The organism is Sinomonas soli (assembly GCF_054782415.1).
In genome coordinates, this window is record NZ_BAAGSN010000004.1 from 207,068 (window position 1) to 233,535 (window position 26,468).

Annotated in this window: 26 protein-coding genes and 1 riboswitch; of the genes, 8 read left to right on the top strand and 18 right to left on the bottom strand. The window is 70.0% G+C overall.

The features are described from left to right. Nucleotides 1-2: 2 nt before the first annotated feature. From ACYVKZ_RS04330 to ACYVKZ_RS04340, 3 genes are read right to left on the bottom strand one after another with little or no spacing between them, the layout of a single operon-like run. Nucleotides 3-1,121: an Mrp/NBP35 family ATP-binding protein gene (locus ACYVKZ_RS04330; RefSeq protein ID WP_460990799.1), complete on the bottom strand. Its 1,119-nt coding sequence runs from the start codon at nucleotides 1,119-1,121 to the stop codon at nucleotides 3-5. After that, a complete protein-coding gene (locus ACYVKZ_RS04335; RefSeq protein ID WP_460990800.1) occupies nucleotides 1,118-1,723 on the bottom strand; it encodes a DUF1003 domain-containing protein in 606 nt (201 codons plus the stop codon). Before ACYVKZ_RS04335 ends, ACYVKZ_RS04330 begins: the two co-directional genes overlap by 4 nt. Continuing rightward, entirely contained in the window at nucleotides 1,716-2,993 is a 1,278-nt protein-coding gene (locus ACYVKZ_RS04340; protein WP_460990801.1) for a magnesium transporter MgtE N-terminal domain-containing protein, read from the bottom strand. The genes ACYVKZ_RS04335 and ACYVKZ_RS04340 overlap by 8 nt, the downstream gene beginning before the upstream one ends. A gap of 86 nt (nucleotides 2,994-3,079) precedes the next feature. Here ACYVKZ_RS04340 and ACYVKZ_RS04345 point away from each other — a divergent pair, with 86 nt between their 5' ends. Further along, nucleotides 3,080-4,099, top strand: a complete 1,020-nt coding sequence (locus ACYVKZ_RS04345) for a YflT domain-containing protein (protein ID WP_460990802.1) — start codon at nucleotides 3,080-3,082, stop codon at nucleotides 4,097-4,099. Between the two features lie 88 nt (nucleotides 4,100-4,187). Here the strand turns inward: ACYVKZ_RS04345 and ACYVKZ_RS04350 are convergent, their stop codons facing one another. Continuing rightward, nucleotides 4,188-5,762 carry an aminopeptidase P family protein gene (locus ACYVKZ_RS04350; RefSeq protein WP_460990803.1) on the bottom strand — a complete coding sequence of 525 codons (1,575 nt, stop codon included), beginning with the start codon at nucleotides 5,760-5,762 and terminating at the stop codon, nucleotides 4,188-4,190. A 71-nt stretch (nucleotides 5,763-5,833) separates the two neighbouring features. Between ACYVKZ_RS04350 and ACYVKZ_RS04355 the strand changes: the two genes are divergently transcribed. Further along, complete coding sequence (locus tag ACYVKZ_RS04355; RefSeq protein ID WP_460990805.1) at nucleotides 5,834-6,679, top strand: PHP domain-containing protein; 846 nt, start codon at nucleotides 5,834-5,836, stop codon at nucleotides 6,677-6,679. On the opposite strand, the gene ACYVKZ_RS04360 is transcribed toward ACYVKZ_RS04355, so the two are convergent. The 5 genes from ACYVKZ_RS04360 to thiE all read right to left on the bottom strand — a co-directional run bounded on the left by ACYVKZ_RS04360 (nucleotide 6,676) and on the right by thiE (nucleotide 12,818). Continuing rightward, entirely contained in the window at nucleotides 6,676-7,587 is a 912-nt protein-coding gene (locus ACYVKZ_RS04360) for a DNA-methyltransferase (protein WP_460990806.1), read from the bottom strand. The two genes, ACYVKZ_RS04355 and ACYVKZ_RS04360, sit on opposite strands and share 4 nt — an antisense overlap. Before the next feature lie 5 nt (nucleotides 7,588-7,592). Continuing rightward, on the bottom strand, nucleotides 7,593-9,395 hold the full coding sequence (locus tag ACYVKZ_RS04365) for a DEAD/DEAH box helicase (protein WP_460990807.1): 1,803 nt from the start codon (nucleotides 9,393-9,395) through the stop codon (nucleotides 7,593-7,595). A 286-nt stretch (nucleotides 9,396-9,681) separates the two neighbouring features. After that, nucleotides 9,682-11,235: an RNB domain-containing ribonuclease gene (locus tag ACYVKZ_RS04370; protein ID WP_460990808.1), complete on the bottom strand. Its 1,554-nt coding sequence runs from the start codon at nucleotides 11,233-11,235 to the stop codon at nucleotides 9,682-9,684. Between the two features lie 39 nt (nucleotides 11,236-11,274). Further along, a complete protein-coding gene (locus tag ACYVKZ_RS04375) occupies nucleotides 11,275-12,120 on the bottom strand; it encodes a prephenate dehydratase (RefSeq protein WP_460990809.1) in 846 nt (281 codons plus the stop codon). After that, complete coding sequence (thiE, locus tag ACYVKZ_RS04380; RefSeq protein ID WP_460990810.1) at nucleotides 12,117-12,818, bottom strand: thiamine phosphate synthase; 702 nt, start codon at nucleotides 12,816-12,818, stop codon at nucleotides 12,117-12,119. Before thiE ends, ACYVKZ_RS04375 begins: the two co-directional genes overlap by 4 nt. A gap of 14 nt (nucleotides 12,819-12,832) precedes the next feature. After that, nucleotides 12,833-12,946, top strand: a riboswitch (TPP riboswitch). Between thiE and thiO the strand changes: the two genes are divergently transcribed. From thiO to ACYVKZ_RS04405, 5 genes are all read left to right on the top strand, one after another. Further along, nucleotides 12,937-14,130, top strand: coding sequence for a glycine oxidase ThiO (thiO, locus tag ACYVKZ_RS04385; RefSeq protein WP_460990811.1), 1,194 nt, complete (start codon nucleotides 12,937-12,939; stop codon nucleotides 14,128-14,130). Its footprint overlaps the riboswitch before it by 10 nt. Continuing rightward, nucleotides 14,130-14,378, top strand: coding sequence for a sulfur carrier protein ThiS (thiS, locus tag ACYVKZ_RS04390; protein ID WP_460990813.1), 249 nt, complete (start codon nucleotides 14,130-14,132; stop codon nucleotides 14,376-14,378). The genes thiO and thiS overlap by 1 nt, the downstream gene beginning before the upstream one ends. A 1-nt stretch (nucleotide 14,379) precedes the next feature. Beyond that, entirely contained in the window at nucleotides 14,380-15,192 is an 813-nt protein-coding gene (locus tag ACYVKZ_RS04395) for a thiazole synthase (protein WP_460990815.1), read from the top strand. Nucleotides 15,193-15,232: 40 nt separating this feature from the next. Next, nucleotides 15,233-15,577, top strand: coding sequence for a 4a-hydroxytetrahydrobiopterin dehydratase (locus tag ACYVKZ_RS04400; protein ID WP_460990816.1), 345 nt, complete (start codon nucleotides 15,233-15,235; stop codon nucleotides 15,575-15,577). Between the two features lie 339 nt (nucleotides 15,578-15,916). Beyond that, a complete protein-coding gene (locus tag ACYVKZ_RS04405; protein ID WP_460990817.1) occupies nucleotides 15,917-17,320 on the top strand; it encodes a recombinase family protein in 1,404 nt (467 codons plus the stop codon). Nucleotides 17,321-17,483: 163 nt separating this feature from the next. Here the strand turns inward: ACYVKZ_RS04405 and ACYVKZ_RS04410 are convergent, their stop codons facing one another. The 9 genes from ACYVKZ_RS04410 to ACYVKZ_RS04450 all read right to left on the bottom strand — a co-directional run bounded on the left by ACYVKZ_RS04410 (nucleotide 17,484) and on the right by ACYVKZ_RS04450 (nucleotide 25,055). Continuing rightward, nucleotides 17,484-18,317, bottom strand: coding sequence for a rolling circle replication-associated protein (locus ACYVKZ_RS04410; RefSeq protein ID WP_460990819.1), 834 nt, complete (start codon nucleotides 18,315-18,317; stop codon nucleotides 17,484-17,486). 498 nt (nucleotides 18,318-18,815) lie between these two features. Next, entirely contained in the window at nucleotides 18,816-20,609 is a 1,794-nt protein-coding gene (locus ACYVKZ_RS04415; protein ID WP_460990966.1) for a DUF2326 domain-containing protein, read from the bottom strand. Next, nucleotides 20,596-20,844 carry an ABC-three component system middle component 8 gene (locus ACYVKZ_RS04420; protein ID WP_460990820.1) on the bottom strand — a complete coding sequence of 83 codons (249 nt, stop codon included), beginning with the start codon at nucleotides 20,842-20,844 and terminating at the stop codon, nucleotides 20,596-20,598. The genes ACYVKZ_RS04415 and ACYVKZ_RS04420 overlap by 14 nt, the downstream gene beginning before the upstream one ends. Then, the gene (locus tag ACYVKZ_RS04425) at nucleotides 20,831-21,571 is read right to left on the bottom strand and encodes an ABC-three component system protein (RefSeq protein ID WP_460990822.1); all 741 of its coding nucleotides are present in this window, start codon (nucleotides 21,569-21,571) and stop codon (nucleotides 20,831-20,833) included. Before ACYVKZ_RS04425 ends, ACYVKZ_RS04420 begins: the two co-directional genes overlap by 14 nt. Nucleotides 21,572-21,814: 243 nt before the next feature. Next, entirely contained in the window at nucleotides 21,815-23,050 is a 1,236-nt protein-coding gene (locus tag ACYVKZ_RS04430) for an HNH endonuclease signature motif containing protein (RefSeq protein ID WP_460990823.1), read from the bottom strand. A gap of 173 nt (nucleotides 23,051-23,223) precedes the next feature. Then, complete coding sequence (locus ACYVKZ_RS04435; protein ID WP_460990824.1) at nucleotides 23,224-23,742, bottom strand: GNAT family N-acetyltransferase; 519 nt, start codon at nucleotides 23,740-23,742, stop codon at nucleotides 23,224-23,226. Nucleotides 23,743-23,852: 110 nt separating this feature from the next. Next, entirely contained in the window at nucleotides 23,853-24,167 is a 315-nt protein-coding gene (locus tag ACYVKZ_RS04440; protein ID WP_460990825.1) for a hypothetical protein, read from the bottom strand. Between the two features lie 4 nt (nucleotides 24,168-24,171). Continuing rightward, nucleotides 24,172-24,396: a DUF3107 domain-containing protein gene (locus ACYVKZ_RS04445; protein ID WP_460990826.1), complete on the bottom strand. Its 225-nt coding sequence runs from the start codon at nucleotides 24,394-24,396 to the stop codon at nucleotides 24,172-24,174. A gap of 77 nt (nucleotides 24,397-24,473) precedes the next feature. Then, a complete protein-coding gene (locus ACYVKZ_RS04450; protein ID WP_307004703.1) occupies nucleotides 24,474-25,055 on the bottom strand; it encodes a TetR/AcrR family transcriptional regulator in 582 nt (193 codons plus the stop codon). A gap of 196 nt (nucleotides 25,056-25,251) precedes the next feature. On the opposite strand from ACYVKZ_RS04450, the gene moeB reads away from it, so the two are divergent. Then, on the top strand, nucleotides 25,252-26,436 hold the full coding sequence (gene moeB / locus ACYVKZ_RS04455) for a molybdopterin-synthase adenylyltransferase MoeB (protein ID WP_460990828.1): 1,185 nt from the start codon (nucleotides 25,252-25,254) through the stop codon (nucleotides 26,434-26,436). Nucleotides 26,437-26,468: the final 32 nt, after the last annotated feature.

The following is a 26,468-nucleotide window of genomic DNA, read 5'->3' on the forward strand; positions in this document are numbered from 1 at the left end:
GCTCAGGCGGTCGGCGTCACGCCCAGACGGCGCCCCGCCAGGTTCCGGGGCTGGGCGGCCAGGCGGTCCGCGATGGCGCGCAGGGCCACCGCCGCCGGGGAACCCGGGTCACTGAGCACAATCGGGGTCCCGGCATCCCCGCCCGCGCGAAGCGCCACATCGAGGGGAACCTGGCCCAGCAGGCCGACCGGCGTGCCGAGCGCAGCGGTCAGCCGCTCGGCAACGCGCCGGCCCCCGCCCGAGCCGAACAGGTCCATCACCGTGCCGTCCGGGAGCGTCAGGCCCGACATGTTCTCGATCACGCCCGCGACCCGCTGGGCCGTCTGGGCAGACACCGTCCCGGCCCGCTCCGCGACCTCCGCCGCGGCGGCCTGCGGCGTGGTCACGACCAGCAGCTCGGCGTTCGGCAGCAGCTGGGACACGGAGATGGCCACGTCCCCGGTGCCCGGGGGAAGGTCGAGGAAGAGGACGTCGAGGTCCCCGAAGTAGACGTCCCCGAGGAACTGCTCGAGGGCCCGGTGCAGCATGGGGCCGCGCCACACCACGGGCTGGTTGCCCTGGACGAACATGCCGATCGAGATGACCTTCACCCCGTGCGCGATCGGCGGCAGGATCATGTCGTCCACCTGGGTCGGCGTTCCAGTGGCCCCCAGCAGGCCGGGCACCGAGAAGCCGTGCACGTCCGCGTCCACGATGCCGACCCGCAGTCCGCGGGCGGCCAGCTCGCAGGCGAGGTTCACGGTGACGGAGGACTTGCCGACGCCGCCCTTGCCGCTGGCGACCGCGAAGACCTTGGTCAGCGAGTCCGGCCGGCTGAAGGGGATGCCGCGGCCGGGGCGGAGCCGGTCCTTGAGCTCCTTGCGCTGCTCGGGCGTCATGACGTCGAGGTCCACCACGGCCTCGTCGACCCCGGGAACCGTGCGGAGCGCGGCGGCCACGTCCTTCTCGATGGTGCTCCGGAGCGGGCAGCCCGCGATGGTGAGGAGCACGCCCACGGTGACCCTGCCGCCGTCGACCGTCACGGAGCGCAGCATGCCGAGCTCGTCGATGGGGCGGCGCAGCTCCGGGTCGAGGACGCCGTGCAGGGCTGTGCGGACGGCGTCCTCGGACACGGCGCTCACTCGGCGACCCCGCTCTCGCGCACGCGGGGGATCTGCTGGGTGCGGAGGCCGCGTTGGCGGCGGTCCCTGCGCGGCTTGGACGCCTCGGGCCGTTCTTCCGGATCGGGGTCCTCCTGTTCCGTGGACAGGTCCTCGAGGAGGGACCGGAGCTCGCTGCGCACGAAGTCGCGGGTCGCGACCTCGCGCAGGGCGAGGCGGAGGGAGGCGAGTTCACGGGTGAGGTACTCGGTGTCCGCGAGGCTGCGCTCGTTGCGGGAGCGGTCCTGCTCGATCTGGACCCGGTCGCGGTCGTCCTGCCGGTTCTGGGCGAGGAGGATCAGCGGCGCTGCGTAGGAGGCCTGCAGCGAGAGCAGCAGGGTCAGGAGCGTGTAGTTCAGGGTCCTCGGGTCGAACTGCCACTGTTCGGGCCCGAAGGTGTTCCAGCCCAGCCAGACGACGCAGAACAGCGTCATGTAGAGCAGGAAGCGCGGCGTGCCCATGTACCGCGCGAAGTTCTCCGCGAACCGGCCGAACGCGTCCGGGTCGGGGCTGAGGCGGGGGAAGAGCCTGCTTCGCTGCTCGAGGGGAGTGTCCAGACCGGGCAGCTTGCGGGGCTCAGCCAAAGCGTCCTCCGTACTTCTTCACGGGTTCGCCGTCCTCGTGCACGCGCCAGTCGTCGGGCAGGAGGTGATCGAGGAGGTCATCGACGGTCACCGCCCCCACGAGACGGCCGCCCTCGTTGACGACGGCAATCGAATTGAGGTTGTACTGGGCCATCGAGTGCGCGACCTCGCTGATGGACGCGAGGTCGTGGATGGGCTCGAGGTTCTTGTCCACGATGGAGCCGAGCTGCTCCGGCGGAGCGCTGCGCAGGAGCTGCTGGATGTGGACCGTCCCGAGGTAGCGGCCGGTCGGCGTCTCGAGTGGGGGCCGGCAGATGAAGATGGCCGAGGCGAGGGCGGGGCTCAGCTCCTCGCGCCGCACGTGGGCCAGGGCCTCGGCCACGGTGGCCTCGGGAGGCAGGATCACCGGCACCGGCGTCATGACGGACCCGGCGGTGCCCTCGTCGTACTGCAGCAGGCGGCGCACGTCCTCGGCCTCTTCGGGCTCCATGAGCTGGAGCAGCTCCTCGGCCTTCTCCGCGGGCAGGTCGGCGAGGAGGTCGGCGGCGTCGTCCGGGTCCATCTCCTCGAGCACGTCGGCGGCGCGCTCGACGTCGAGGGCCGAGAGGATCTCCACCTGGTCGTCCTCGGGGAGCTCCTGGAGCACGTCGGCGAGGCGCTCGTCCTGGAGCTCGGAGACGACCTCGAACCTGCGCTGGTCGCTCATCTCCTGCATCGCGTCCGCGAAGTCCGCCGGCTTGAGGTCCTCGTGCGTGGCCAGGAACTGCGTGGCGCCGCGGGCCTGCCCGGCTGCGTGCCGCGTGTCCTCCCAGTCGACGAGGACCGTCTCACCGCGCCGGAGGCTCCGCAGGCCGCGGCCGGAGAGGAGGCGGCGGACGAAGAGCTTGCTCACGAGCCAGTCGCCGTTGCGCTGCTGGTCCATCGCGAGGTCCTCGATGGCCGCCTGGCTGCCGTCCTCGACGAGGACCACGTGCCGGTCGAACATGTCGCCCAGCACGAGCTGCTCGGCGCCGCGCTGCTCGAACCGGCGGAGGTTGATGAGGCCTGTCGTGATGATCTGGGACTGGTCCATGCTCGTCACCCGCGTCATCGGGACGAACACCCGTCGCTTGCCCGGCACCTCGACGACGATGCCCACCGCCTGCGGGGGGCGCCCGCCGCGGGGGATCACGACGACGTCGCGCAGCCGTCCGACCCTGTCACCTGCAGGGTCGAAGACGTCGAGGCCGAGCAGCCTGGCGACGAAGACACGCGTGGGGGTCGAACTCACCTGTCTAATCTACTCCAGAGCAATCTCACCGCTCACTCTGAGCGGAAAGCGGCACGCCGCCGAGGAAGACGGGTAAGAATAGGGACATGTCCAACATGTTCGGTTCCGCCAAGCCCACTGACGAGGCCCGCACGCTCCCGCAGGGCGAAACCGTCGGTTCCTATACCTCCTATCTGGATGCGCAGAAGGCGGTGGACTACCTCGCCGACCAGCAGTTCCCCGTCGAGCTGGTGGCCATCGTCGGCAACGACCTCAAGCTCGTCGAGCGGGTGACGGGGCGGTTGAGCTACCCCCGGGTCGCCCTCAACGGCGCGCTCAGCGGCATGTGGTTCGGCCTCTTCGTGGGCGTGCTGCTCTCCTTCTTCACCCCGAACGGCAGCTACTTCTCGATCATCACCTCGGTGCTCATGGGCGCCGCCTTCTTCATGCTCTTCGGGATCGTGACCTACGCGATGCAGCGCGGCAAGCGTGACTTCACGTCCACGAGCCAGGTCGTCGCGAGCAACTACGACGTGGTGGTGGGCCACGAGGTGGCCCATGAGGCGCGCCGCCTCCTCGCCCAGCTGCCCATGGGGCAGGGCATGGCCCACGGCGGATGGGGCAACGGCGGCGGGTACAACCAGGGCGGCGGCTACCACCAGGGCGGCGGCTACGACCAGGGCTACGGCCACGGCGGCTCCGGCCAGGACTGGGGCCAGGGCGGCCACGGCCAGCAGGGCTACGGCGACCAGGGGTACGGCCAGCAGTGGCAGCCCCCGCAGGAGGGGGAGCCGAAGCGCCCCACCGGCTGGACCGACCCGTACGGGGTGAACGCCGGGCAGGCCGCCGGCCAGCAGACCCAGCCCCGGGCGCACCAGGCCTCCCCGCCCGCCCCCGAGTCGCGTCCGGGCATCCACGACCTGCCCGACGGCCGGCCGCAGTACGGCATCCGCGTCGAGCCCGAGCACACCCAGCAGCATCAGGGCACGGCGGCCGCCCACGGCGGCGGCGAGCAGGAGACCCACGGAGCGCATGAGGCCCACGGCGACGAGGCCGCGGGCGAGCGGGAGGCCGCCGGCGGCGAGGAGGAGCCGAGGCACGACGGCGACCCCCACCGGGGCGCGTAGCTCCCGCAGTACACCGCGCATCGACGGCAGGGGCGCCGTCCGGGTCACGACCCGGACGGCGCCCCTGCCGCAGGGGGGACGACCGACGTCAGCGCAGCGACGCCATCCAGGCTTCGACGTCGTCGGGCGTGCGGGGCAGCGCCGCGCTGAGGTTGACTGGCCCGTCGGCGGTCATGAGGACGTCATCCTCGATGCGCACGCCGATCCCGCGGTACTCGGCCGGGATGGCGAGGTCCTCGGCCTTGAAGTAGAGGCCGGGCTCGATCGTGAACACCATGCCGGGGGCGAGCTCGCCGTCGAGGTAGAGCTCGCGGCGGGCCTGGGCGCAGTCGTGCACGTCGAGGCCGAGGTGGTGGCTCGTCCCGTGCGGCATCCACCGGCGGTGCTGCTGCCCCGCGTCCGAGAGCGCCTCCTGGGCCGAGACGGGGAGGATGCCCCACTCCTCGAGGCGCGCCGCGAGGACCTCCATCGCCGCGGCGTGGACCTGTCGGAACTTCACCCCGGGCTGCGCGGCCGCGAACGCGGCGTCGGCGGCGTCGAGGACCGCCTGGTACACGCGGCGCTGGACCTCCGAGAAGGTCCCGCTCACCGGCAGGGTACGGGTCACGTCCGCGGTGTAGAGCGACTCGGCCTCGACGCCGGCGTCGACCAGGAGCAGCTCGCCCTCGCGCACCGGGCCGTTGTTGCGGATCCAGTGCAGCACCGTGGCGTTGTTCCCCGACGCGGCGATCGTCTCGTAGCCGAGGTCGTTGCCCTCCTCGCGCGCCCTGGCGAAGAATGCCCCCTCGACCACGCGCTCGCCCCGGCGGTGGGCGACGGCGCGGGGGAGGGCCCTGATGATCTCCTCGAAGCCGGCAGCCGTCGCGGCGACGGCCTCGCGCATCTGGGCGACCTCCCACTCGTCCTTGGCCAGGCGGAGCTCGGACAGGGCCTCGGCGAGCTGGTCGTCGAGGGCATCGAACACGGACAGGTCCAGAGAGTCGGGGTCCTGGGCGGTGTTGTAGCGTGCGGTGTCCACGAGGGCGTCGAGGTCCTCGTGCACCTTGCGGACCAGGCGCACCGAGATGCCCCCGATCGCGGGGGCGCCCACGCCCTTGGTCAGCGCCGCCTCGAGGCCGTCGAGGTGCGCGGTGGCGATGCCCAAGCGGGCCTCGAGCTCGGCGAGCGTGGGGCGCGCCCCGATCCAGAACTCGCCGGACCGGGCGTCGGCGTAGAACTGCTCGGTGTCCCGCCCCGCTAGCGGGCGGAAGTACAGGGTGGCACTGTGGTGGCCGCCGTCGTCACCCGTGCCCTCGTCGACCGGTTCGAGGATGAGCACGGCGTCTGGCTCGTGGTCTACGCCCAGACCGGTCAGGTGCGCGAAGGCGGAGTGGGGGCGGAAGCGGTAGTCGGTGTCATTCGAGCGGACCTTCAGCGGGCCTGCAGGGATGACCAGTCGCTCGCCGGGGAAGCGGTCGGAGATGGCGCGGCGGCGGAGGGCGGCGTGCTCGGCGACGGCGTCCCGACCGGGAAGGGAGCCCTCGGCCGGCGCCCAGCCGGAGGCCATGAACGCCTTGAATGCCTCGGATGTGGGCCGCTGGGACCGGTTGTTCACCCGGTCGTCGATCGGCTGCGCCTGCTGCTGGCCGGTGGGATCTGGAACTGCGGGATCTGAAACATTCACTTCTTCATTCTTCCACTGGGGTGCGCGTTGTCCAGAGGCCCGCAGGGCCGCCCGCGGGCTATCGTGGTGGCGTGAGGATCGATCTGCACGCCCACTCGACGGTGTCCGACGGCACGGAGGCCCCGGCGGAACTCGTGGCGGCGGCGGTGGAGGCCGGCATCGACGTCCTCGCGATCACGGACCACGACTCGACCTCGGGCTGGCAGGAGGCGGCCGCTGCGGCGCGGCGCCTCGGGGTGGCCCTCGTGCCGGGGATGGAGGTCTCGTGCCGCACCCCCGAGGGCATCAGCGTCCACGTCCTGAGCTACCTGCACGATCCCGCCGACCCGGGCCTCCTCGAAGAGGTCACCAAGGCCCGGGACGCGCGACTCTCCCGCGCCGAGCACATGGTCTCGCTCCTGGCCGAGGACTACCCGCTCTCGTGGGACGACGTCACCAGGCACGTGGCCCCGGGAGCAACGGTGGGCCGGCCGCACATCGCCGATGCCCTGGTCGCGGCGGGCCTGGTTGGCGACCGGACCGAGGCGTTCGCCACGATCCTCTCCTCGCGCTCGCGGTACTTCGTGCAGCACTACGCGCCCGAGCCCGCGCTGGCGGTCTCCCTGATCCGTGCCGCCGGGGGAGTGCCGGTGTTCGCGCATCCGGTCGCGTCGGCGCGGGGACGCACGGTCGGCGAGCCCGTCTACCGCGCCATGATCGACGCCGGGCTGGCCGGGCTCGAGGTCTACCACCGGGACAACCCGGAGGACCGCCGCCCGTTCCTGCTCGGGCTGGCGGCCGAGCACGGCCTGTTCGTGACGGGCTCGTCCGACTACCACGGCACGGGCAAGCCCAACCGGCTCGGCGAGTTCACGACCACGCCCGAGGCGCTCGGCGAGATCGAGCGCCAGGGGCGCGGCACCGCCGTCGTGCGCTAGACGGTGCCCTCGGGAAGGACTGTCTCCTCGGGAAGCGCGACGACCCGTGCGGACGGGAGCCGTCCCGCCATGACCTCGACGGCCTGCGGGTTCGCATCGATGCACACGAACCGGCGGCCGAGGCGCTGGGCCACCGCACCGAGGGTGCCGGAGCCGGCGAAGAAGTCGAGGACCCAGTCGCCCGGGCGGCTCGACGCCGCCACCATGCGCCGCACGAGCCCCTCTGGCTTCTGCGTCGGGTAGCCCGTCTTCTCCCTCCCGGTGGGCGAGACGATGGTGTGCCACCACACGTCGGTGGGCAGCTTGCCGAGCTCGCGCTTCTCCGGCGTGACGAGGCCCGGAGCCATGTACGGCTCGCGGTCCACCTCGGCAGCGTCGAAGTGGTATCGGGCCGGGTCCTTGACGTAGACGAGCACGTTGTCGTGCTTCGTGGGCCACCGGCGCTTGGTCCGGGCGCCGTAGTCGTAGGCCCAGATGATCTCGTTGAGGAAGCAGTCCCGGCCGAAGATCGCATCCAGCATGACCTTGGCATAGTGCGCCTCGCGGTAGTCGAGGTGCAGGTACAGTGTGCCGTCCGGCGCGAGCAGCCTCCACGCCTCGACGAGTCGCGGCTCGAGGAACGCCCAGTAGTCGCTGAAGGCGTCGTCGTAGCGGTGCAGCGCGCCCTTGATGGTCTCGTAGCGCTGTCCGGAGAACCCGATGCGGTCCCCGGACGCGCTGCGCACCATGCTCAGTTCCTGCCGCTTCTGCGGGCGGCCGGTGTTGAACGGCGGGTCGATGTAGACCATCGTGAAGGAGCCCTCGGGCAGGCCCGGGAGCACTGCGGCGTTGTCGCCGTGGACCACGAGGTCCGGGCCGTCCGGGGACCACAGGTCCCCGGACGGCCCGGCGGGGGCGGCAGCCGCCACGGGGCCTACTCGGCCTCGGTGCGGGCGACCACCTCGCCATTGCGGCGGCGCGTGCGGCGGCGGCGCGCTGCCGCGACGCCGCGGTCCACAGAAGCGCCGTCGCCGGAGTCCGTGAGGTGGACCGCCAGGGCGGGCGACTCGAGGCGGGGCCGCGCCGACTCCGCAGACTTGGCGTTCCTGCCCTCGCTGCGGCCTTCCGTGCGGCCTTCGGCGCGGGCACCGGTGGTCTGGGCGCCGGCAGCCTCGGCCGCGCCCTCGGCCACGCCGCGACGACGGCGGCGGCGGCCGCCCTCGCTTCCGGCCTCACCGTTGCTGCTGGCCTCGGTGGCCTTCTCTGCCTTCTCTGCGCTGTGGCCCCTGCCGCCGCGGCGGCCGCGGCCCTCGGCGTCCTCGTGCCTGTCCTTGCCGCCGCGGGAGCGCTTCTTCCCTCCCGGCTCGCCCAGGTCCTCGAGCTTCTCGGCCGCGAGGCCCTCGAGCACGCGCTTGTTGCGCGGGAGACGGCCCTTGGTCCCTGCGGGGATGTCCAGGTCCGTGTAGAGGTGCGGCGAGGACGAGTACGTCTCCACCGGCTCCGGCACATCGAGGCCGAGCGCCTTGTTGATGAGCGTCCAGCGGGGGACGTCATCCCAGTCGACGAACGTGACGGCGGTGCCCTTGTGGCCCGCGCGGCCGGTGCGGCCCACGCGGTGGAGGTAGGCCTTCTCGTCTTCGGGGCACTGGAAGTTGATCACGTGCGTGACGTCTTCGACGTCGATGCCGCGGGCGGCGACGTCGGTGGCGACGAGGACGTCCACCTTGCCGTGGCGGAAGGCCCGCAGGGCCTGCTCGCGGGCGCCCTGGCCGAGGTCACCGTGGATTGCCGCGGCCGCAAAGCCGCGGTCGATGAGCTCCTCGGAGAGCTTCGCGGCGGTGCGCTTGGTCTTGGTGAAGATGATGGTCCGTCCGCGGCCCTGGGCCTGCAGGATCCGGGCCACGACCTCATCCTTGTCCAGCTGGTGCGCGCGGTAGATGACCTGGCGGATGTCCTTCTTGGTCACCGAGTCGTCGTTCGGGTCCGAGGCACGGATGTGCGTGGGCTGGGTCATGTAGCGGCGCGCCATCGCGACGACCGGGCCGGGCATCGTGGCCGAGAACAGGAGGGTCTGGCGGACCGCGGGGACAGCGCCCATGAGCGTCTCGACGTCCGGGAGGAAGCCGAGGTCGAGCATCTCGTCGGCCTCGTCGAGGACGATCATCCGGACGTTCTTGAGGTTGAGGTGGCGCTGGCGGTGCAGGTCGATGAGGCGGCCCGGGGTGCCGACCACCACCTCGACGCCCCGCTGGAGGGCCTCGATCTGCGGCTCGTAGGCGCGGCCGCCGTAGATGACCTCCACGCGCAGCGTGGTGCGCTTGCTGGCCGTCTGGAGGTCCTTGCTCACCTGGACCGCGAGCTCGCGGGTCGGGACCACCACGAGGGCCTGGGGCGCGCCCGGAACCGGGAGCTTGGCGTAGTCCGGGTGCTCGACCGGGAGCGTGCGCTGGAGCGCGGGGATGCCGAAGCCGAGCGTCTTGCCGGTGCCGGTCTTGGCCTGGCCGATGATGTCGTGGCCGGCGAGGGCAACCCCGAGGGTCATCGACTGGATCGGGAACGGATTCAGGATGCCCGCGTCCGCGAGGGACTGGGCGATCTCGGGGGCCACTCCGTAGTCGGAGAACGTCATCTGGCTCTCCCGGCGGACCGGGGCGTCGTTGGTGATGGTCTCCTCGGTCTCGATCGTCTCGGTTCCCGAGTCGTCGGTCAGGAGCTCATGCGTGTGGACTTCGTTCATAGGGAAGGGGTCCCTCTCCATCGGGGCCCGAGCGGGTCTCGCTCAACAGAGCGCCACAGCCATGAGTGCGTGGGGCATCTGGAGCAGGAGCGCGCGCCGGCCATCCAGCGGAAGCCGATCGCGGGCTATCAAGGTGCCGGCACCGGCCGGCGGGTGAAAAGAGGATCGCATCAGGACGATCGGGCATCCAATAACTCTCCAACGATACCGCGCCGCCGCGTGATCCGCGGAATCGGGGACTCAACACGCCCGGGCAGCGGCCGCCAGAAACGGGCAAACCCTGTGCTCAGGCCAGCTCGAACAGCACCTTCCGCGCTCTCACGTCGGCCAGGACCAGCCGTACCCGCACGGTCGTCCCCGACTCCATCTCGCCCTCGCACCGCGCCGTCACGGGCGGGTCGGCGAGCTGGACGGTGCCGAACGGCCGGGCGTGGGCGGGCTCCTGCCCGTTCTGGGAGCTCGCGATCCGGTCGAGCGGCTGGTCGGGCCGGCCGTTGCGCGGCACAGCCGGGCTCCCGGAGGCGGGCTTGGAGCCCGAGACCACGACGGCGTCGAACTCCTGCCCCACCGCAGTGACGAGCAGGGCCGCCTCGACGAGGTCGAGCGAAGCCCGCTCCACCCGCGCCGCGAGCTGGTCCGAGGCAGCCATGAGGGCAGGCAGCCGGGGGAGGGCCACCCGCACCCACTCCGGCACGTCGCGCCCGTTCGCGAGCGCTTCGCAGAGCACGAGCACGAACCGGTCCACGAGCCTGCGCAGCGGCGCGGTCGTGTGCGTGTAGGGCGCCGCAATGGCGGCCTGGGGGTGCGCGGCGGGCACGTCGCCGTCGAACGGTGTGTAGGCCGCGCCGCGGAAGAGGGCCGCCGCGGCGTGCAGGATCGCGAGGTGGCGGGGCTGGGCGGCGTCGAGCGTGCGCAGGTACTCGCCGTAGGGGACGGAGCCGTCCCAGGGGGCGCCGAGCGCCTGGGTCTGGCGGCGGAAGTGCCGCAGCGACTTCTCGTCCGGCCCGGGCATGGTGCGCAGGATCCCGATCCGGCCCTCGATCATCAGGCTCGCCGCGGCCATGCCGGTCATGAGGGAGATCTGGGCGTTCCAGTCCTCGACGGGCCGCGGCCCCCGCGTGTCGATCCGGTAGCCGCCGTCCTCTGCCGGGACGATCTCCTGCTCCGGCAGGTTCAGGCTCGCACCCCCGCGGCGGCGCTCGAGCTCGACCCGCTTCAGGCCCACCTCGCGCAGCAGCAGGAGCGGCTCGGCGGCGGTCCCGGCGTCGAGCTGCTCCTGCACCTCCGCGTAGTTCAGCTTCGCCCGGCTGCGCACCGTGGCACGGGCGAGGCCGACGCCGGCCACCTCGCCGTCCGCGTCGAGGCTGAAGTCCCACACGAACGCGCCGCGGACCTCGTCCGCGAGGAGGCTGCCGGCGTCGTCCGAGATGTCGTGGGGATGCAGCGGCACTTTGGCGTCCGCGGCGTAGATCGTCTGGCCGCGGCGGCGCGTCTCGGCGTCGAGCGGACCGTCCGGCCGGACGAATGCGGGGACATCCGCGATCGCGTAGCGGACCCGGTACCCCGCGGCGTCGCGCTCGATGTGGACGGCCTGGTCCAGGTCGGTGGACGTGGGCGGATCGATCGTGACGAACTCGATCCCGGTCGCGTCCTCCGCGGGCAGGGTGAGGGCGGCGATGGCCGCCTCGGCGTCGGCGAGCGCCTCGGCGGGATAGGCGTCGGCGAGCTTGAACTCCTCCCGCAGGGCGGCGAACGCCGCTGCGAGCGCGGTGCCGCTGGCCTCTGCCTTCTCCCAGGCCGAGGGGCCGGCCGGCTTCGGGGTCAGCGGGTGGTGCGCCATGGCCGCCAGCCTAGTCCCGACTGTCCTTCCTCGTCCCGACTACCCCTCGTGGAGCCCGAAGCGCCGCGGGTGGGCGGGGAAGACCCCCAGGATGCGCAGCTGCGTCGAGAAGAACTCGAGCTCCTCGAGTGCCCGGGCGAGCGCCGGCTCGTCGGGGTGGCCCTCGACGTCCACCATGAACATGGTCGCCGCGAACCGGCCCTCGACCATGTAGCTCTCGAGCCGGGTCATGTTGACCCCGTTGGTCGCGAACCCGCCGAGCGCCTTGTAGAGGGCTGCGGGGATGTTGCGGACCCGGAACACGAAGCTCGTCACGTACTGGGAGCCGTCGGCCTGCGGGTAGTCGCGCGGCGGGGCGAGGACCACGAAGCGCGTGGTGTTGTGCTGCTGGTCCTCGATGTCGCTCGCGAGGACGGTGAGCCCGTACCGCTCGGCCGCGAGCGGCGGGGCGATGGACAGCTTGGCCGGGTCAGCCCATTCGGCGACCTCGCGCGCGGAGCCGGCGGTGTCGCCCGCGACCACCGGGGTGAGGCCGTGCTCCCGGATGAACCCGCGGCACTGCGCGAGCGCGTGCACGTGGGAGTGCACCTCCCGCGCGCCCTCGATCGTCGCCCCGGGGACGCCGAGGAGGCTGAAGCGGATGCGGAGGAAGTGCTCGCCGACGATCTGCAGGGGGGTGTCCGGCAGGAGCAGGTGGATGTCCGCGACGCGTCCGGCGACGGTGTTGTCGATCGGGATCATCGCGAGGTCGGCCTCACCGCCGGTGACAGCCGCGAACGCGTCCTCGAACGTCGCGCACGCAAGGGTGGCGGCGTCCGGGTAGGCCTCGAGGGCTGCCATGTGGGAATTGGCACCGGGCTCGCCCTGGTACGCGATCGTCGTCATGCGAGGGGTGCGGCGGGGGCGAGGCTGGGGAGTTCGGCGCGGAGGCGGGCTGCCGCGTCGGCGGGGTCGTCGGCGTCGGTGATCGCGCGGACGACGACGACGCGGCTCGCGCCCGCCTCGACGACCTGCCCCACGTTCTGGTGGTCGATGCCGCCGATGGCGAACCACGGCAGCACCGTGCGGCCGGCCTCGAGCGCTTCGCGGGTGCGGCGCGCCGCGTGCTCGACGATCCCGAGGCCGACGGCGGCCCGGCCCGGCTTGGTGGGAGTGGCCCACAGCGGGCCCGTGCAGAAGTAGTCGAGGCGCGCCCCGGCGGACGCTTCGGGGCTCTGCGCATGGGCGAGGGCGGCGTCGACGAGCTCGGGGGAGTTGGTGGACAGGCCCACGAGCACGGACGGGTCCACGACGCGGCGGATCGCCGGGAGCGGGAGGTCCTTCTGGCCGACGTGGAACACCGGCGCCCCGGAGAGCAGGGCGATGTCCGCCCGGTCGTTCACGGCCCACAGCTTCCCGTGCCGCTCGGCGACGGCGCGCAGGACCTCGAGGTGCTCGAGCTCCTCGGCGGCCTCGATCTGCTTGTCGCGCAGCTGGATGATGTCCACGCCGCCGGAGAAGGCGGCGTCCAGGAAGGACTCGAAGTCGCCGCGGTCCCTGCGGGCATCGGTGCACACGTACAGCTGGGCGTCGGCGAGGAGCATGGAACTAGACTAGTGCCCAGTACTGCGGGAGCCCGCCAGTGTGAACTGCGCCCGGGCTGAGAGGGCCAGAGCCGACCGCTGCACCTGATCCGGGTCATGCCGGCGGAGGGAAGGAACCATGGAGAGCACGGACGCGCCCGCGGCGGTGCGCATCCAGGGCGCGGTGGCCGACGTCATCGTCATCGGGGCCGGGGTGGTCGGCCTGGGCATCGCCTGGGAGGCCGCGCGCGCAGGCCGCCGCGTGACGGTCGTGGACCCCGCGCCCGGCACCGGCGCGAGCTACGCGGCCGCGGGCATGCTCGCCGCGGTCAGCGAGTACCACTACCAGGAGGAGGACCTCCTCGCCCTCACGCTCGACTCCGCCCAGCGGTGGCCGCAGTTCGCCGCCTCAGCCGGCCCCGACTGCGGCTATCTGGCCACCCCCACGCTGTGCCTCGCTGCCGACGCCGCCGACCGACAGGCGTTCGCCGACCTCAGGGCCGCCCAGGAGGCGCACGGCCTCGCCGTCCAGGCCCTCACCGTCCGTGAGGCGCGGAAGGCCGAGCCGCTGCTGGCGCCGGGCGTGGCCGGAGCCTTCACGATCGAGGCCGACCACCAGGTCGATCCCCGGCGGCTCGTCGCGGCCCTGCTCCGCCGCCTCGGCGAGGACGCCCTCGTGCCGGCCCGCGCGGCCTCGCTCGCGTGGGACGCCGGGCGGGTGGCTGGCGTGGTGCTCGAGGACGGCCGCGAGCTGCGCGCCGCCGAGACGATCGTGGCCAACGGGCTGGGCGCACGCGACCTCGGCGGCCTCCCGGTGGCCCTCCCGCTGCGGCCCGTCTACGGGGACATCCTGCGTCTGCGGGTGCCCGAGGCCCTCCGCCCGCTCGTCACGGCGACCGTCCGCGGGCTCGTGCGGGGGCGCCCCGTGTACCTGGTCCCGCGCGAGGACGGGACCGTGGTGATCGGCGCGACCCAGCGCGAGGACGGCTCCGATGCCGTCTCCGCCGGCGGGGTCTACGAGCTGTTGCGCGACGCCCAGGCCCTCGTGCCGGCCGTCGCCGAGCTGGAGCTGACCGAGATCACCGCCCGCGCACGCCCCGGCACCCCGGACAATGCGCCCCTGCTCGGGCGGGTCGGAGACGTGCCCGGACTCATTGTGGCCACCGGGTTCTTCCGCCACGGCGTGCTCCTCACGCCCGCCGCGGCCGAGGTGTGCCGCGCGCTCCTCGAGGGGCGCGCCGACCCCCGCTGGGATGCGTTCCGGCCCGACAGATTCGCCTCGCAGCCCGCGAGGATCCCGGCCGCCTCGGCGGCAGAGAGAGGAGGCAGCTGATGCAGGCGACAGACCGCATCACCGTCAACGGCGAACCGCGGGAGCTCCCGCAGCCCTCCACCGTGCTGGCCCTCGTGTCCGCCACGACGGGCCGGGCCCTGGGGGACAACGGCAGGCCGGCCGACGGCGGCCGCCTCGGCGTCGCCGTCGCCCTCAATTCCGAGGTGGTGCCCCGCGGAAGCTGGGCGACCACCGCGCTCGCGGCGGGCGACGCCGTCGAGCTCGTCACAGCGATGCAGGGAGGCTGAGATGACGCAGGCACACATCGAGCACGGGAGCACGGCGCTCACCGACGACCCGTTCGTGGTGGACGGGGTGCCCCTGGGCTCGCGGCTCATCATGGGCACCGGCGGGGCGCCCAGCCTCGACGGGCTGGGGGAGGCGCTGGAGGCGTCCGGCACCCAGCTGACCACCGTGGCGATGCGCCGCTACTCGCCCGCCGAGCAGGGTTCCCTCTTCCAGCTGCTCGTGGAGCGGGGGATCCGCGTCCTGCCGAACACCGCCGGGTGCTTCACGGCGCGCGACGCCGTGCTCACGGCCGAACTGGCCCGCGAGGCGCTCGAGACCGACTGGGTCAAGCTCGAGGTCATCGCGGACGAGACCACGCTGCTTCCCGATCCGATCGAGCTCGCCGATGCGACCGAGCAGCTCGTGGGCCGCGGCTTCAAGGTGTTCGCGTACACCAACGACGATCCCGTGCTCGCACGACGGCTCGAGCAGCTGGGTGCGGTGGCCGTGATGCCCCTCGGGGCTCCGATCGGGACCGGCCTGGGCATCCTCAACCCCCACAACATCGAGCTCATCGTGGCCCGTGCCGGCGTCCCGGTGGTCCTCGATGCGGGCATCGGGACCGCCTCCGACGCCGCGCTCGCCATGGAACTCGGGTGCGACGCCGTGCTCCTGGCCACCGCGGTGACCCGGGCGCAGGACCCCGTCCGCATGGCCATGGCCTTCCGCCACGCGGTCGCGGCCGGGCGGCTTGCCTCGAAGGCCGGCCGCATCCCCAGGCGCGAGCACGCCCTGGCCTCGAGCCCGATGGAGGGGCGCGCGCAGTTCCTCTGAGCAGTTCCGCCGGACGGCTGCCGGGCCTACCCTGACTTCCATGGCACGCGAGCCGTTGACCGAGGAACAGATCCGGGACGAGCTGGGACGCCTCACTGACTGGTGCCATGTAAACGGTGCTCTGGCCACCGTGTACAGGCTGCCCAGCTCCGCGGAGGCGCTCGCGCTCATCGCCGCGGTCGGTGAGGTCGCCGAGGAACTCAACCACCACCCGGACTTGGACTGGCGCTACAACCGCGTCATCCTGCGCTTCAGCAGTCACGACGCCGGCTCGGTGGTCACTGCGCGCGACGTTGAGGCTGCGCACCGGTGCACGCTCCGCGCGGCGGCGCTCGACGCCGTCGCCCAACCCGAACGGCTCCCGCACGGCCCGGGCGCCGCGTAGGCGCGCGTGCCCCGCGCTCAGAACGGCGGCGACTGCTCTGGCGCCCTGGACTCTGGCGCCCCTGACTCTGGCACCCCTGACCCCGGCGGAGGCGCCGGGGGTGGTCGGTCGGTGGTTCTGGGGGCGAGGACGTGGTCGCGTTCGAGGGGTTCGGCCGGGAGTGCCCGGCCGAGGAACGTGGTCCAGATCAGTGGGGGCGCGGGCGTGCCTGTGCCTTCTGCGCCATCGGCGTCCTCGGTGGTCCGCTCGCGGACGAGGCGGTGGAGGGCGAGGGATTTGAGGGCGTGGTGTCGCGGACACAGGAGGGCGAGGTTGGCCGCACGTCGTTAATATGACCCCATGACACCGCCGCCGCGTTCCGCCGCGATCTATGCCCGCATCTCCTCCGATCAGACCGGTGAGGGTCTCGGGGTTCAGCGGCAGCTTGAGGACTGCCGCAAACTTGCAGCCGAGCGCGGCTGGGTCGTGGGCGAGGAGTACGTGGACAACGACATCAGCGCCTTCAAGGGCAAGGTCCGGCCGGAGTACAAGCGCATGCTGGACGATCTCGCCTCGGGTATGCGCGACGGTGTGGTGACCTACAACCTGGACAGGCTCACCCGGCAGCCGATTGAGCTCGAGCAGTTCGCCCAGCTGTGTGAACAGGTGGGGGTCTCACAGCTGGCGACCGTGACGGCGGATATCGACATGGGCAGCGATGACGGGCTGTTCGTGGCCCGTATCTTCGCCGCGTTCGCCGCGAAGGAGTCGGCCCGGAAATCCGCGCGCGTCCGGCGTAAGGCGCTTCAACTGGCGGAGCAGGGAATGCCGCATGGCGGCCCGCTGCGTCCGTTCGGTTTCGAGGAAGACAAAGTGACGGTGCGGGCGGAAGAGGCAGCGGTTATCAAGGCGCTCGTGGCTCGGTTCTTGGCCGGGGAGTCGGTGCGGTCTCTATGTATGTGGCTGAACGAAGAAGGCGTCACTACGGTCGCGGGTGGGCCGTGGCAGACCACCACCATGAGGCAGGTGCTGCGTTCTGCGCGGATCGCTGGCCTGCGGGAGCACAAGGGGCAGGTTTCAGCCCCAGCGGTATGGGCGGCGATCATCACGCCGGAACAGCGCCAGCAGGTGCTGAACCGGATGGAGGCCAAACGGGTTTCGGGCACCCGCGCTCTGCGTAGCTACTTGCTCTCGGGGCTGCTGCGCTGTGGCAAGTGCGGGAACAAGCTGTATTCCTCGCGGCGTGCGGAGACTCGTCGTTACGTGTGCCAATCCGGCCCCGACCACGGCGGCTGCGGACGACTCACGGTGGTCGCAGCCCCCGTTGAGGAGTGGATCAGCGCCGCTGTGCTGCATCGCCTCGACACCCCCGAGCTCGCCGACGCCCTGGCCGGACGCCGGGCCGCGGACGAGAGGCAGGCAACGATTCTGGCCGAGCTGGAAGCAGACAGGGACCAGCTGGCCGAGCTGGCGCGCATGTTTGGTTCCCGGGAGCTGCGAATGGACGAGTGGAAGGCGGCCCGCGAGCCGATCGAGGCCCGTATCCGACGGGCCGAGCAGAACCTTGGGCGCCTGACCGGGACGAGCCAGCTCGACGGCCTCGTCGGCGCTGGGCAGCAGCTGCGCGAGAGGTGGGGAGGGCTGAACCTCGAACGGCAGGCAGCGATCGTGAAAGCCGTCCTGGACTACGCGACCGTACGGCCGGGGACGCCGGGGGCGAGGGCGCTGGATCCGGCCCGGCTCGTGCCCGTGTGGCGGCTGTGAGCGCGGCGCGGTGCTCCGGCCGCTGCCGCGTCCGTCCGCTCCGGGACCGCGCCCAACAGGACACCGACGCGGCCAAGGACCCCGGGATCGGTTACCCGCTCAGGAACCCCCTGAGCATGGCAGGACTGAGCGACCCACGCTGCGAGTGCTTCTGGATCGACCATCACAAGCCCCACTGAGCCCAGATCGCAGGAACCCCGGCCCACTCCTGCATATCGTTCGAGGACCAGCGCCTCTCGGGGAGGGAGCCCAAGAACTCGGAGGCCTGCCCCAGGACATCCACAGCCGAGGTTCCGCTCAGATGCAGGGAGGCGGGCTGGAAGCCTTGGGCGACGTCATAGCGGTGCCGCCCGAGGTCTCGGGACTGGGGGTCTGTGAAGGTCTTGACGACGTACTTGGACAGGTAGCCGGCCGCCCGCCGCGCCTCCGAAAGCTTTCCCGAGCCGACCGGCAGGTCACCGAGGAGCTTGATGTGCACGAAGCCCCGCCCCCAAGACTTCTCGATGACTGAGCGATTCACGTACCGGCCGACGGCGAAGTGCGCGTGCAGCCCATGCCCGGTCTTGTGCCACTCCGGAACCCAGGCGTAGGGGAAGGCCTCCCCGCCCAGATGGCCTCTGAGGGTCCGGAAGAACTCGCCCAGGTGAGCTCGCAGGGCTTTGGGGTCGTGGCACCCGCCCCCGGCGTAGGTGAGGGTGCCCAGACGGTTGAGCCGGTTCGCGGCGCAGTAGCGGCGGAGCCTGCGACGCGCACGGCGGCCAGCCTCTTCTGCGGCACGGGTTGGGTCGGCACCGGAGCCCTTTGGGACCGGGACACGGTCGGGCCGATCTGAGGAGCGGAAGCACCCGCCACCTTCGGCGGCTTCGGGGTAGAGGACGAACGACCAGCCTGCGTCCGGGCGGGCGAGGGCGGATAGGGACGGCGATAGGGGAGCGGAAGGCATCGGAGAACCTCGGGGAGACGACTCGGCATGGAATCGCCTAGGCCGCGGATTCATCCGAAGGACGACAATCTGGGAATACGTGGCCTAAGCATCCGGTCTCGCTCCGGACGGGCCCACATCTCGTCACCCTGAGCGATTCTCTGGACGCGGGCCTGCCACGCTGCTCGGCTCCCAGGAAGCCACCAAATTACCAAGTCATGGGGCCCTGGGCGGGTTCAGCCCCAACGCCCCGCAGGGCGTGCGCTCATCATGGCACACGAACTACAGCAGTGTCATTACCCCTTGTTCAGGGCCCCATCCGTCGTGGTCGCCACGAGAGCTTTGGACGACGGAGAGCGGTGCGGCGAACGTTCGCGGATGCCGTCACGTTCCTGCTCTGGCTGCGACCGGCGGCAAGCCGCCTCAAAACGGGGCGGGCGCAGTCCGGGAAGGGTGTCCCTCGCGCTCGCGTCTACCGTCTGAAGGTCACCGGATGAGTCCCCGAGTTATGTTGCTACTTCAAGTGAAGAGCGCGGCTTCGCCGCGCCCGCCACGGCATCCTCCGAGGAAGGATCACCAGGGCGGCATCTTGAACAGTCGACCCTCTTCACCCTCGTCGTGCAAAGTCAATACCACTTCGGTGCGCCGCAGGGCTGAGTCCGACGAGTCCAGGGTATCTGGCAGATCACTATTCAGGGCCGAGATGATCGGCTGGATGCCGAATGCGGCATACTGGCGAAACACCCCAATGAGATTTCGCCTCTTCCGCGGTTCAAGCTGTTCCAATGCTCCGTCATGATAAACAAATCTTGCGAAGGGGACATCGGTGTAAGCACGTAGCATAGCGAGATCGAAAGCAATGCACATCAGCTTCTTATATGACGTGCCGCGATCTTCGCTCGTGGCAGCACCCGAACTGCCGACGAACTCGGCCACAAAGTCCAGGCCGCCTTGGCTGTTCATCTTGATAGCGATGATGGCGTGGTGTCCAAGCACATCGTGAATGATCTCACTGAAATACTGTCGAAGCTTACCGAATCGCGTGGTTTCATCGCGGCTCATCTGCTCAATTTGCTCTTCAACAGAGCTCTGCAGGTGACCGTATGCCTCTGCCGCTGAGCGCTGCTCTCGACGCAACTCCGCCAAGCGGGTGGCGGCATCCCTCCTCGTCTCCAGCACATTCAACTCTGCTTGAACCTGCGCAAGGTCCCGCCCGAGATCCTTATATTTCGCCAGAGACTCAGACTCGCGAAGGAATTCGAGCGACCTTGCTCGTATCGAATTTTGCTCATGAAGTTCCGGGTCAATAGCCGCGAGACGCGCGCGCGTATTTACAGCCTGTTCCTCCAAGGCAGCGCGTCTTTCTTGGGTGATCGCCTTGTTGAACTCAATCAGCTGCTCAAAACTCTTCTTTAATTGATCACTGAACAGAACGCCTGCTTGGCGAAATAAATCCGCCGCTTCATCAGGCCGAAATATGATCTGGTCTTCATGAAGTGACTCGGTGAGGCGTTGAACAAGCTGGGTAAGCTGATATTTTTCCTCATTGAGTCGCTTTATAGAAAGCTCGACGTCCTCGACAATTTCAGTGGTAACCCGCCGGTCCTCCTCCTCAAAATTAAATGAGTCCAGCGTGGCGGCAAGCGACTCCACATCCCGCCTCTTCACAGAAATTAGACCATCGAGCACCGAAGGATCAGCTTCATTGCCGCCCCACTCGTCGGTGAGGGTCTGTAGACGGTTCGTGATGCTTGCCAGGTCATCGCGCTTTCCGTAAAGGTCTATGACCGGTTCTGCCTCCAAGCCGAGCAGGTGGGCCACGAAGGGTTTCCAGTCCCTGTGCTTTCCCGAAAACTTGCGTAGCTGGAACACGTCCTGGTAGTCGGCCTGAGAACGGATCAGGTATCCCGCCAGCATCCGAAAGCCCCACGGTTGTAGAACGCGGAAGCCGAGGATACCGTCCAATATTTTCTTGGCGCGGTCAAACGCCACTGCCACATGGTCCCAGGAGGCTGCCTCCGGGAGATTTTTGCGCTCAATTGATTCTGGTGTCCGCAGGAAGTCAATTTTTGACCCCGGGTTCACAGGACGAGCGATGGTCAAGAATGTGCCATCGTCAAGCTGGAGCTCGAGGTAGAAGGTGAAGTCAGCAAATCGAGTCTCATGTCGGTAGAGAAAGAGGCTCGGCGACTTGCCCTTCAAGAGACAAAAATCGATCAGAGTACCGACAGTGGTTTTTCCGAGATTGTGAGTGTCAAGTTCTCGATTGGCGGGAACTCGAATTTCTGCGTAGACGACCGAAAGTCCTTCACGGAACGCGATTGGCTCGAACTCTGGCCTATTGGAGTACAGCTTAGAGAGTTTCATCACGCCCCACGTATTCGAACGAGTCGATGGTCGGCCGGTATTCGACAACGCCGAGGATGTACAAGAAGTCTAGCGCCGGAGTGAACAAGAAGTCGGCATCTCGCAGGCGTTCCCTGAGGCGCGCTCTCAGTTCATCATATGAAAGTAGCCGTTCCTGTATTAGCGCCCCAAGAAGATCGGTCGCCGCGGCGACCACTGTCTCATCCGGGTGCGAATGTTTGTTAGGCGTCAGCATCTGCAGTCTCGCCGATGTCGCAATGCCAGTACATGTAGAATAGCATCGCTCTTAGCAGCCTTCGGTTGCGGGCAAGGACGCTGTCACGCCTTACCAATATGTCGACGAGGTAGTTGAAGAGGCTGTCGAAAGTCTGAAAGTCACTACGCTTCGCGACGATCTTGAGCTGGAATTCCTCGACGGCAGCTTCGTAGTAGCGCAAGCTCGTGGTGTTGGCGGGGCTTGCAAGAAATCTCTCTATCTCGGGTGTGTATACCAAGTACCGGTCTGCGAGCGTCCGAGCGAACGTCTCGGACATGTTGTTGACCGTATTTTTCTGACGGTAGGAGATTCGATCTACGATGGAGGCGTCAAGTGGGGGCAAGGGAGCACTGAGTTCTTCGGCTATTGCGAGGATGATTTCCGCCAAATCAAAGCTGTTCACCAGCAATGGGCCGTCTAACGGATCAATCCGCGCCAACGATGGAAGGTCAGGAAACTCGCGTAGGAGTTCGTCGAGGTATTCTACGCCTGCAAGAAAGATTCGGTTGCGGTCCATTCCGGAACCCTCCGCAATCTTGTCCATTATTCGCGGGGCAACCACCCCTCCGAGGCGTCTGTTGCTGAAGAGTACATAGTTATCTAGCTCGCCTTGATCGACCAGGCTCTTTATGCGCGGTATTTCCTTACTCAGAACGGCGGTTTCGGAGTTGCCGTTGAAGTCCGCATCGCTGTAGTGAGCGTTCACTGCATTTGTATGCTTGGCTTGGAAGACTGTTACGCCTGTCCAAGGCTCACGGGTACTCGGAAATTGTTCCGCTGTTCCCTCGAACCGCGCATCGCGGCCGCCATCCGGTCCCGCAGCAAAGGACTGGACACCCCGTCCAAACAGCTTGCGTGAACACTGCACCACTAGACGCTCAAATTGGCTGTCGTCGAGGTCTTCATACGGATACGACACATGGGCACTTTACCTTCTCCAGGCCGGTCATCACTGCGAGCACGGCTCGCCCCCCAAGCGTGGCGTCTGCAGAGGAATGAGGACGGCTTTACGGCGTGCGAGGTTGGCCGCGTCGGTCGTGCCCCCGTCCTGCCACTCCGTCGTGTGGTCGGCCTCGGCGGTGCGCGCGGGGCGGGTGCAGCCGGGGACGCGGCAGCCGCCGTCGCGGTATTCGAGGAAGCGCCGCAGCCCTGCCGGAGGCCGGTAGGCGGTGCGGCCGAGGGCCAGGGGCGTGCCGTCGGCATCGGTGAAGAGCCGCTGCCAGGTGGGTGCGGCGGCGGCGAGGGCACGGGCGGTGGCCGGGTCGATCGGCCCCTGGCCGTCCAGGAGCGCGGGGGCGTCCGAGGCGCCGAGGGCGACCGCGGCCGGGATGTGGACGACGATCTCAGCCTTGACCCCGGCGAGCAGCTCCTCCGGGAACGGCACTGTGGCCGGCGACTCCGCGGCCGGCCCCTGCCGATCGGTACTGACGCTGTCCATGAGCACGAGGTGGGCCAAGGCGTCCGCGCGGAGCTGGGCGAGGGTCCGCCCGTCCTGGCGGTCGCGGTGGTCACCGGCGCGGGCCCGAGTGGTGCGGGCGAGGGCGTCGAGGCGCCCGTACATCCCGGCGGCGGTCTCGGCGGGGAGGAGCGCGGACAGAGTGCACAGGCCGTCGTCTTCGGGCTGGAGCCACACGCGGCGGTCCTCGCGCGCCCCGGTGCGGCGGTGGGCGATGGAGTCAGGGTGGAGGCGCTCGCGCAGCTCGCGGGCGAGGGTGCGGAACTCCCCGGGGGTGCGCAGGCGGCCCTTGCGGGTGCGGACGCGGGAGAGGGCCTCGAGGGCGAAGGGCTCGGCCGCCCGCTCGGGGAGAGTGGCGGCCTGGTCAATGAGCGCGCGGGCATGGGCCTCGGTGATGTCCCCGGAGGCGAGGGCCTCGTGCACGGCCGGGTGGGCGTTGACCAGGGCGGTGGAGAAGCTCAGGGCGCGGGCGGCGGCGTGCTCGGACGTGCCCTGCAGGGCCGCGAGCTCGGAGACTGCGACGGCGTGCGCGATGTTCCCGCCGAGGCGCGTGGGCTGGCCGTGGCGGCCTTCCAAGGGCTCCTCGGCGATCTCTGCGGCGAGCCGGTCGACCAGCACCGCGCGGAGGGCAGCGCTGTAGGCGTCGAAGTCGGCCAGGGCCTGCAGCGCCCGCGCAGTCCCTCCTGGGCCGGCTAGGGCCTCGGCGGCCAGTTCCAGGCCGCCGGCCAAGACATCGGGGAAACGCGACGCGAAAGACAACTCCTCGACCGCACCCACCGCGCCACCCCCCACCGCCCGTTCGGCCGACCACCTTCATTCGAAGATATGTTCTAATTCTATCGTCTCGAGGGATGCACGTCCATGGTCGGGGGGCAATGCCACGTGGTGCAGGCCCGGTTCGGCTAGTCCGGAGGGCCCACGCCGCGCCGCATGAAGAGGCGCGGCCAGCGGGTCAGCCCGAGCGATTCTTCCTCGGCGCGGATCCGCACGAGTCCCGGGCCCAAGGCCGGGGCGTGGATCGCGCGGAAGCCGAGGCGCCGGTAGTACGGCGCGTTCCAGGGCACTGAGGCGAACGTCGAGAGCGTCAGGGCCGGGACGCCATGGCCCTCCGCCCACCGAGAAGCGTGGTCCAGCAGCGCCCGGCCCACGCCCCGGCGTGAGTGCCCCGGGTGCACCGACACCTGCTCGATGTGCAGGCAGCCGTCGACGAGCCGCGCAAGGAGGTATGCCACGGGAGCGTTCCGATCCTCGACCGCGACCCATGCCAGCCCCTCGCGCTGGAACCGGCGGAGCGCGTCGAGCGAGGGCGGGTGGTCGTCGGCGATCTCGGCCATGCCGAGGCCCCGGAAGGCCTCGCCGGCCGCCCCCTCGATGTCCTGGAGGGCCTGCAGGTCGTCGCCACGGACCGGACGGATGCGCATTCCTCCATCATGGCCCGGACCCAGCATCGGCTGGCCCCGGGGCAGAGAGAAGGCGCGGACGACGGCGGGTGGTGACCACCCGCCGTCGTCCGCGCCTTCGCGGAGCCGGTTCAGCCCCGCCGGAGGATCTCCGTGAGGGTCATGACGTCGCGCCCCGTGCGGCGGCGGCCCAGGATCAGCGGCACGCAGACCGCCGCGGCGATCCCGACCGCCATGGGAAGCACCCACGGCATCCACGTCAGGCCCGCGATGTAGCCTGTGCCCGCGAGGATGAGGATGATCCACACCAGGCAGGCAGCGGCAACAGCAGCGCCGACCGGGAGCATGATCCCGTAGGCCTCGTGGTGGCGGTCGACGGCCCAGGCGATGAAGCCCGCGGCAGCCACCACGAGGATCACGATGACGAGCGACCAGACCGTCTCCACAGGATCAGAGGGCGCCGAAGCCCACGCGGCGCGGCTCCTGCGCGCCGAGCTCCACGTAGCCGATGACGCCGGACGGCACGATCACCTGTCGGCCCTTCTCGTCTTCGAGCCGCAGCTGCTTGCCGTCAGCCAGGGCCTCGGCGACGAGCTTTGCGACCTCGTCCGCGTCCTTGGTCGACTCGAGGACGATCTCGCGGCCGATGTTCTGGATGCCGATCTTGATTTCCACGTGACTCCTTGTGTCGGTGAAGGCTGAAACGGAACCGGACCGGCACACCGGCCGGGCGACGGTTCCCTATGAGTACCTTAGGCCTCTTTGGGGAAGCGCGAGATCCCCTTCCACACGAGCCGCGACACGAGGTCGGCCGCCACGTCGATGTCGAGGGAGGACGACTTCTCGAGCCAGTACCTCGCGCTCACCTGGGCCAGCCCCGCGAGGCCGCGGCCGAGGAGCTGGGCCTCGAGCAGCGGGAGCTTGGTGTCCGAGGCGATGACCTCGGCGATGGCCTCCGAGAATCCCCGGTTGAACGTCTCGAGGCGCGAGGCCACGTCCGGGTCGTTGACGAGGTCCGACTGGAAGACGAGGCGGTGGGCCTGGTCGTCGGCGGCGATGAAGTCGAAGTAGGCGCGGATCACCGCGTTGACGCGTTCGCGGTTGTCAGTGGTGGAATCCAGCGCGGCCCGCATGAGCTCGGTGAGCGTGCCCAGATGGCTGTCCAGCAGGGCGATGTACAGGTCCCGCTTCGACGGGAAATGCTGGTACAGGACGGGCTTGCTGACCTGGGCGGTCTCGGCGATCTCGTCCATGGCGGCTCCGTGGTAGCCGTTGGCCGCGAAGACCTCGAGGGCGGCTGACAGGAGCTGGGCACGCCGCTCGTCGCGTGGCATTCGGGGCGAGCGCGGGGTCGTGGCTCGCGGTTCGGTACTCACTTCAGACGCCTTTCCGGGGGCTCGGGCCTGTGGAGCGTGGCCCAAACGGTAGTCCCACTCTACCCGGCGGTCATCACCCAGCGCCGAATCCGTGACCGTTCCACCGCTCGGGCGTGGCTGGGTGCGCACCCGGGATCGGGCCTAGATTGGAGCCATGGCCACCTCGCAGTCACCGATCCTTCCACCGCTCGTCGAGCCGGCCGCGGAGCTCACCCCCGAGGAAGTGCAGCGCTACTCGCGCCACGTGATCATCCCGGAGATCGGCGAGATCGGGCAGCGGCGCCTCAAGAACGCCAGGGTCCTCGTGATGGGGGCCGGGGGGCTGGGCTCGCCCGCGTTGCTCTACCTCGCCGCCGCCGGTGTGGGGACCCTCGGGATCGTCGACGACGACACCGTCGAGCTGTCCAACCTGCAGCGCCAGGTCATCCACGGCGTCTCCGGGGTGGGCCGCCCCAAGGCCGAATCGGCGCGGGACGCCATCCTCGAGCTCAACCCCCACGTGGACGTGCGCCTCCACGAGGTCCACCTCGACTCCTCGAACGCCCTCGAGGTCTTCGCCGACTACGACCTCATCCTCGACGGCACCGACAACTTCGCGACGCGCTACCTCGTGAACGACGCCGCCGCGATCCTCGGCAAGCCCTATGTCTGGGGCTCGATCTTCCGCTTCGACGGACAGGTGAGCGTGTTCTGGGCCGAGCATGGGCCGACCTACCGCGACGTCTTCCCCGAGCCCCCGCCCGCCGGCTCGGTGCCCTCCTGCGGCGAGGGCGGCGTGTTCGGCATGCTGTGCGCCGCGATCGGCGCCTCCATGGTCACCGAGGCCGTCAAGCTCATCACCGGGGTCGGCACGACGCTCCTCGGGCGTGTCCAGCTCTACGACGCGCTCACCGCGACATGGCGCGAGATCCGGGTCGCGAAGGACCCTGACGCCGCACCGGTCACCGAGCTGACGGACTACGAGGCCTTCTGCGGGGTCGCGCCCGCCGCCGACCCCGGAACCGAGCGCACCGTGACCGCGGGGCAGCTGGCGACAATGCTGGCGGCCCGCGAGGCGGGGCTGCGGGACTTCGAGCTCATCGACGTCCGCGAGCCGGGCGAGGCGTCCATCGTGTCCATTCCCGGCGCCCGGCTCATCCCGCAGGGGCGGCTGCTCTCCGGCGAGGCCTGGGGCGAGGTGCCGCGGGACCGCGAGGTCGTCTTCCACTGCAAGGGCGGGGTGCGGTCGGCGAGCGTTCTGGCCGCCGCCGTGGACGCGGGATTCTCCAAGGTCCGCCATCTCGACGGCGGAGTGCTGGCCTGGGTGCGCGAGATCGAGCCGGAGAAGCCGGTCTACTGAGGGAGGGGGCTGGCCCGCTGGGGGCGCGGGCC

What these genes read in the sequence shown, in the direction of transcription:
- ACYVKZ_RS04375 (WP_460990809.1), bottom strand. Translation starts at nt 12,120, where the DNA reads ATGACGACGATCGCGTACCAGGGCGAGCCCGGTGCCAATTCCCACATG.
- ACYVKZ_RS04435 (WP_460990824.1), bottom strand. Translation starts at nt 23,742, where the DNA reads ATGCGCATCCGTCCGGTCCGTGGCGACGACCTGCAGGCCCTCCAGGAC.
- ACYVKZ_RS04415 (WP_460990966.1), bottom strand. Translation starts at nt 20,609, where the DNA reads ATGAAACTCTCTAAGCTGTACTCCAATAGGCCAGAGTTCGAGCCAATC.
- ACYVKZ_RS04395 (WP_460990815.1), top strand. Translation starts at nt 14,380, where the DNA reads ATGACGCAGGCACACATCGAGCACGGGAGCACGGCGCTCACCGACGAC.
- thiO (WP_460990811.1), top strand. Translation starts at nt 12,937, where the DNA reads ATGGAGAGCACGGACGCGCCCGCGGCGGTGCGCATCCAGGGCGCGGTG.
- ACYVKZ_RS04450 (WP_307004703.1), bottom strand. Translation starts at nt 25,055, where the DNA reads ATGCCACGCGACGAGCGGCGTGCCCAGCTCCTGTCAGCCGCCCTCGAG.
- moeB (WP_460990828.1), top strand. Translation starts at nt 25,252, where the DNA reads ATGGCCACCTCGCAGTCACCGATCCTTCCACCGCTCGTCGAGCCGGCC.
- ACYVKZ_RS04370 (WP_460990808.1), bottom strand. Translation starts at nt 11,235, where the DNA reads ATGGCGCACCACCCGCTGACCCCGAAGCCGGCCGGCCCCTCGGCCTGG.
- ACYVKZ_RS04410 (WP_460990819.1), bottom strand. Translation starts at nt 18,317, where the DNA reads ATGAATCCGCGGCCTAGGCGATTCCATGCCGAGTCGTCTCCCCGAGGT.
- ACYVKZ_RS04365 (WP_460990807.1), bottom strand. Translation starts at nt 9,395, where the DNA reads ATGAACGAAGTCCACACGCATGAGCTCCTGACCGACGACTCGGGAACC.
- ACYVKZ_RS04345 (WP_460990802.1), top strand. Translation starts at nt 3,080, where the DNA reads ATGTCCAACATGTTCGGTTCCGCCAAGCCCACTGACGAGGCCCGCACG.
- ACYVKZ_RS04400 (WP_460990816.1), top strand. Translation starts at nt 15,233, where the DNA reads ATGGCACGCGAGCCGTTGACCGAGGAACAGATCCGGGACGAGCTGGGA.
- ACYVKZ_RS04405 (WP_460990817.1), top strand. Translation starts at nt 15,917, where the DNA reads ATGACACCGCCGCCGCGTTCCGCCGCGATCTATGCCCGCATCTCCTCC.
- thiS (WP_460990813.1), top strand. Translation starts at nt 14,130, where the DNA reads ATGCAGGCGACAGACCGCATCACCGTCAACGGCGAACCGCGGGAGCTC.
- thiE (WP_460990810.1), bottom strand. Translation starts at nt 12,818, where the DNA reads ATGCTCCTCGCCGACGCCCAGCTGTACGTGTGCACCGATGCCCGCAGG.
- ACYVKZ_RS04420 (WP_460990820.1), bottom strand. Translation starts at nt 20,844, where the DNA reads ATGCTGACGCCTAACAAACATTCGCACCCGGATGAGACAGTGGTCGCC.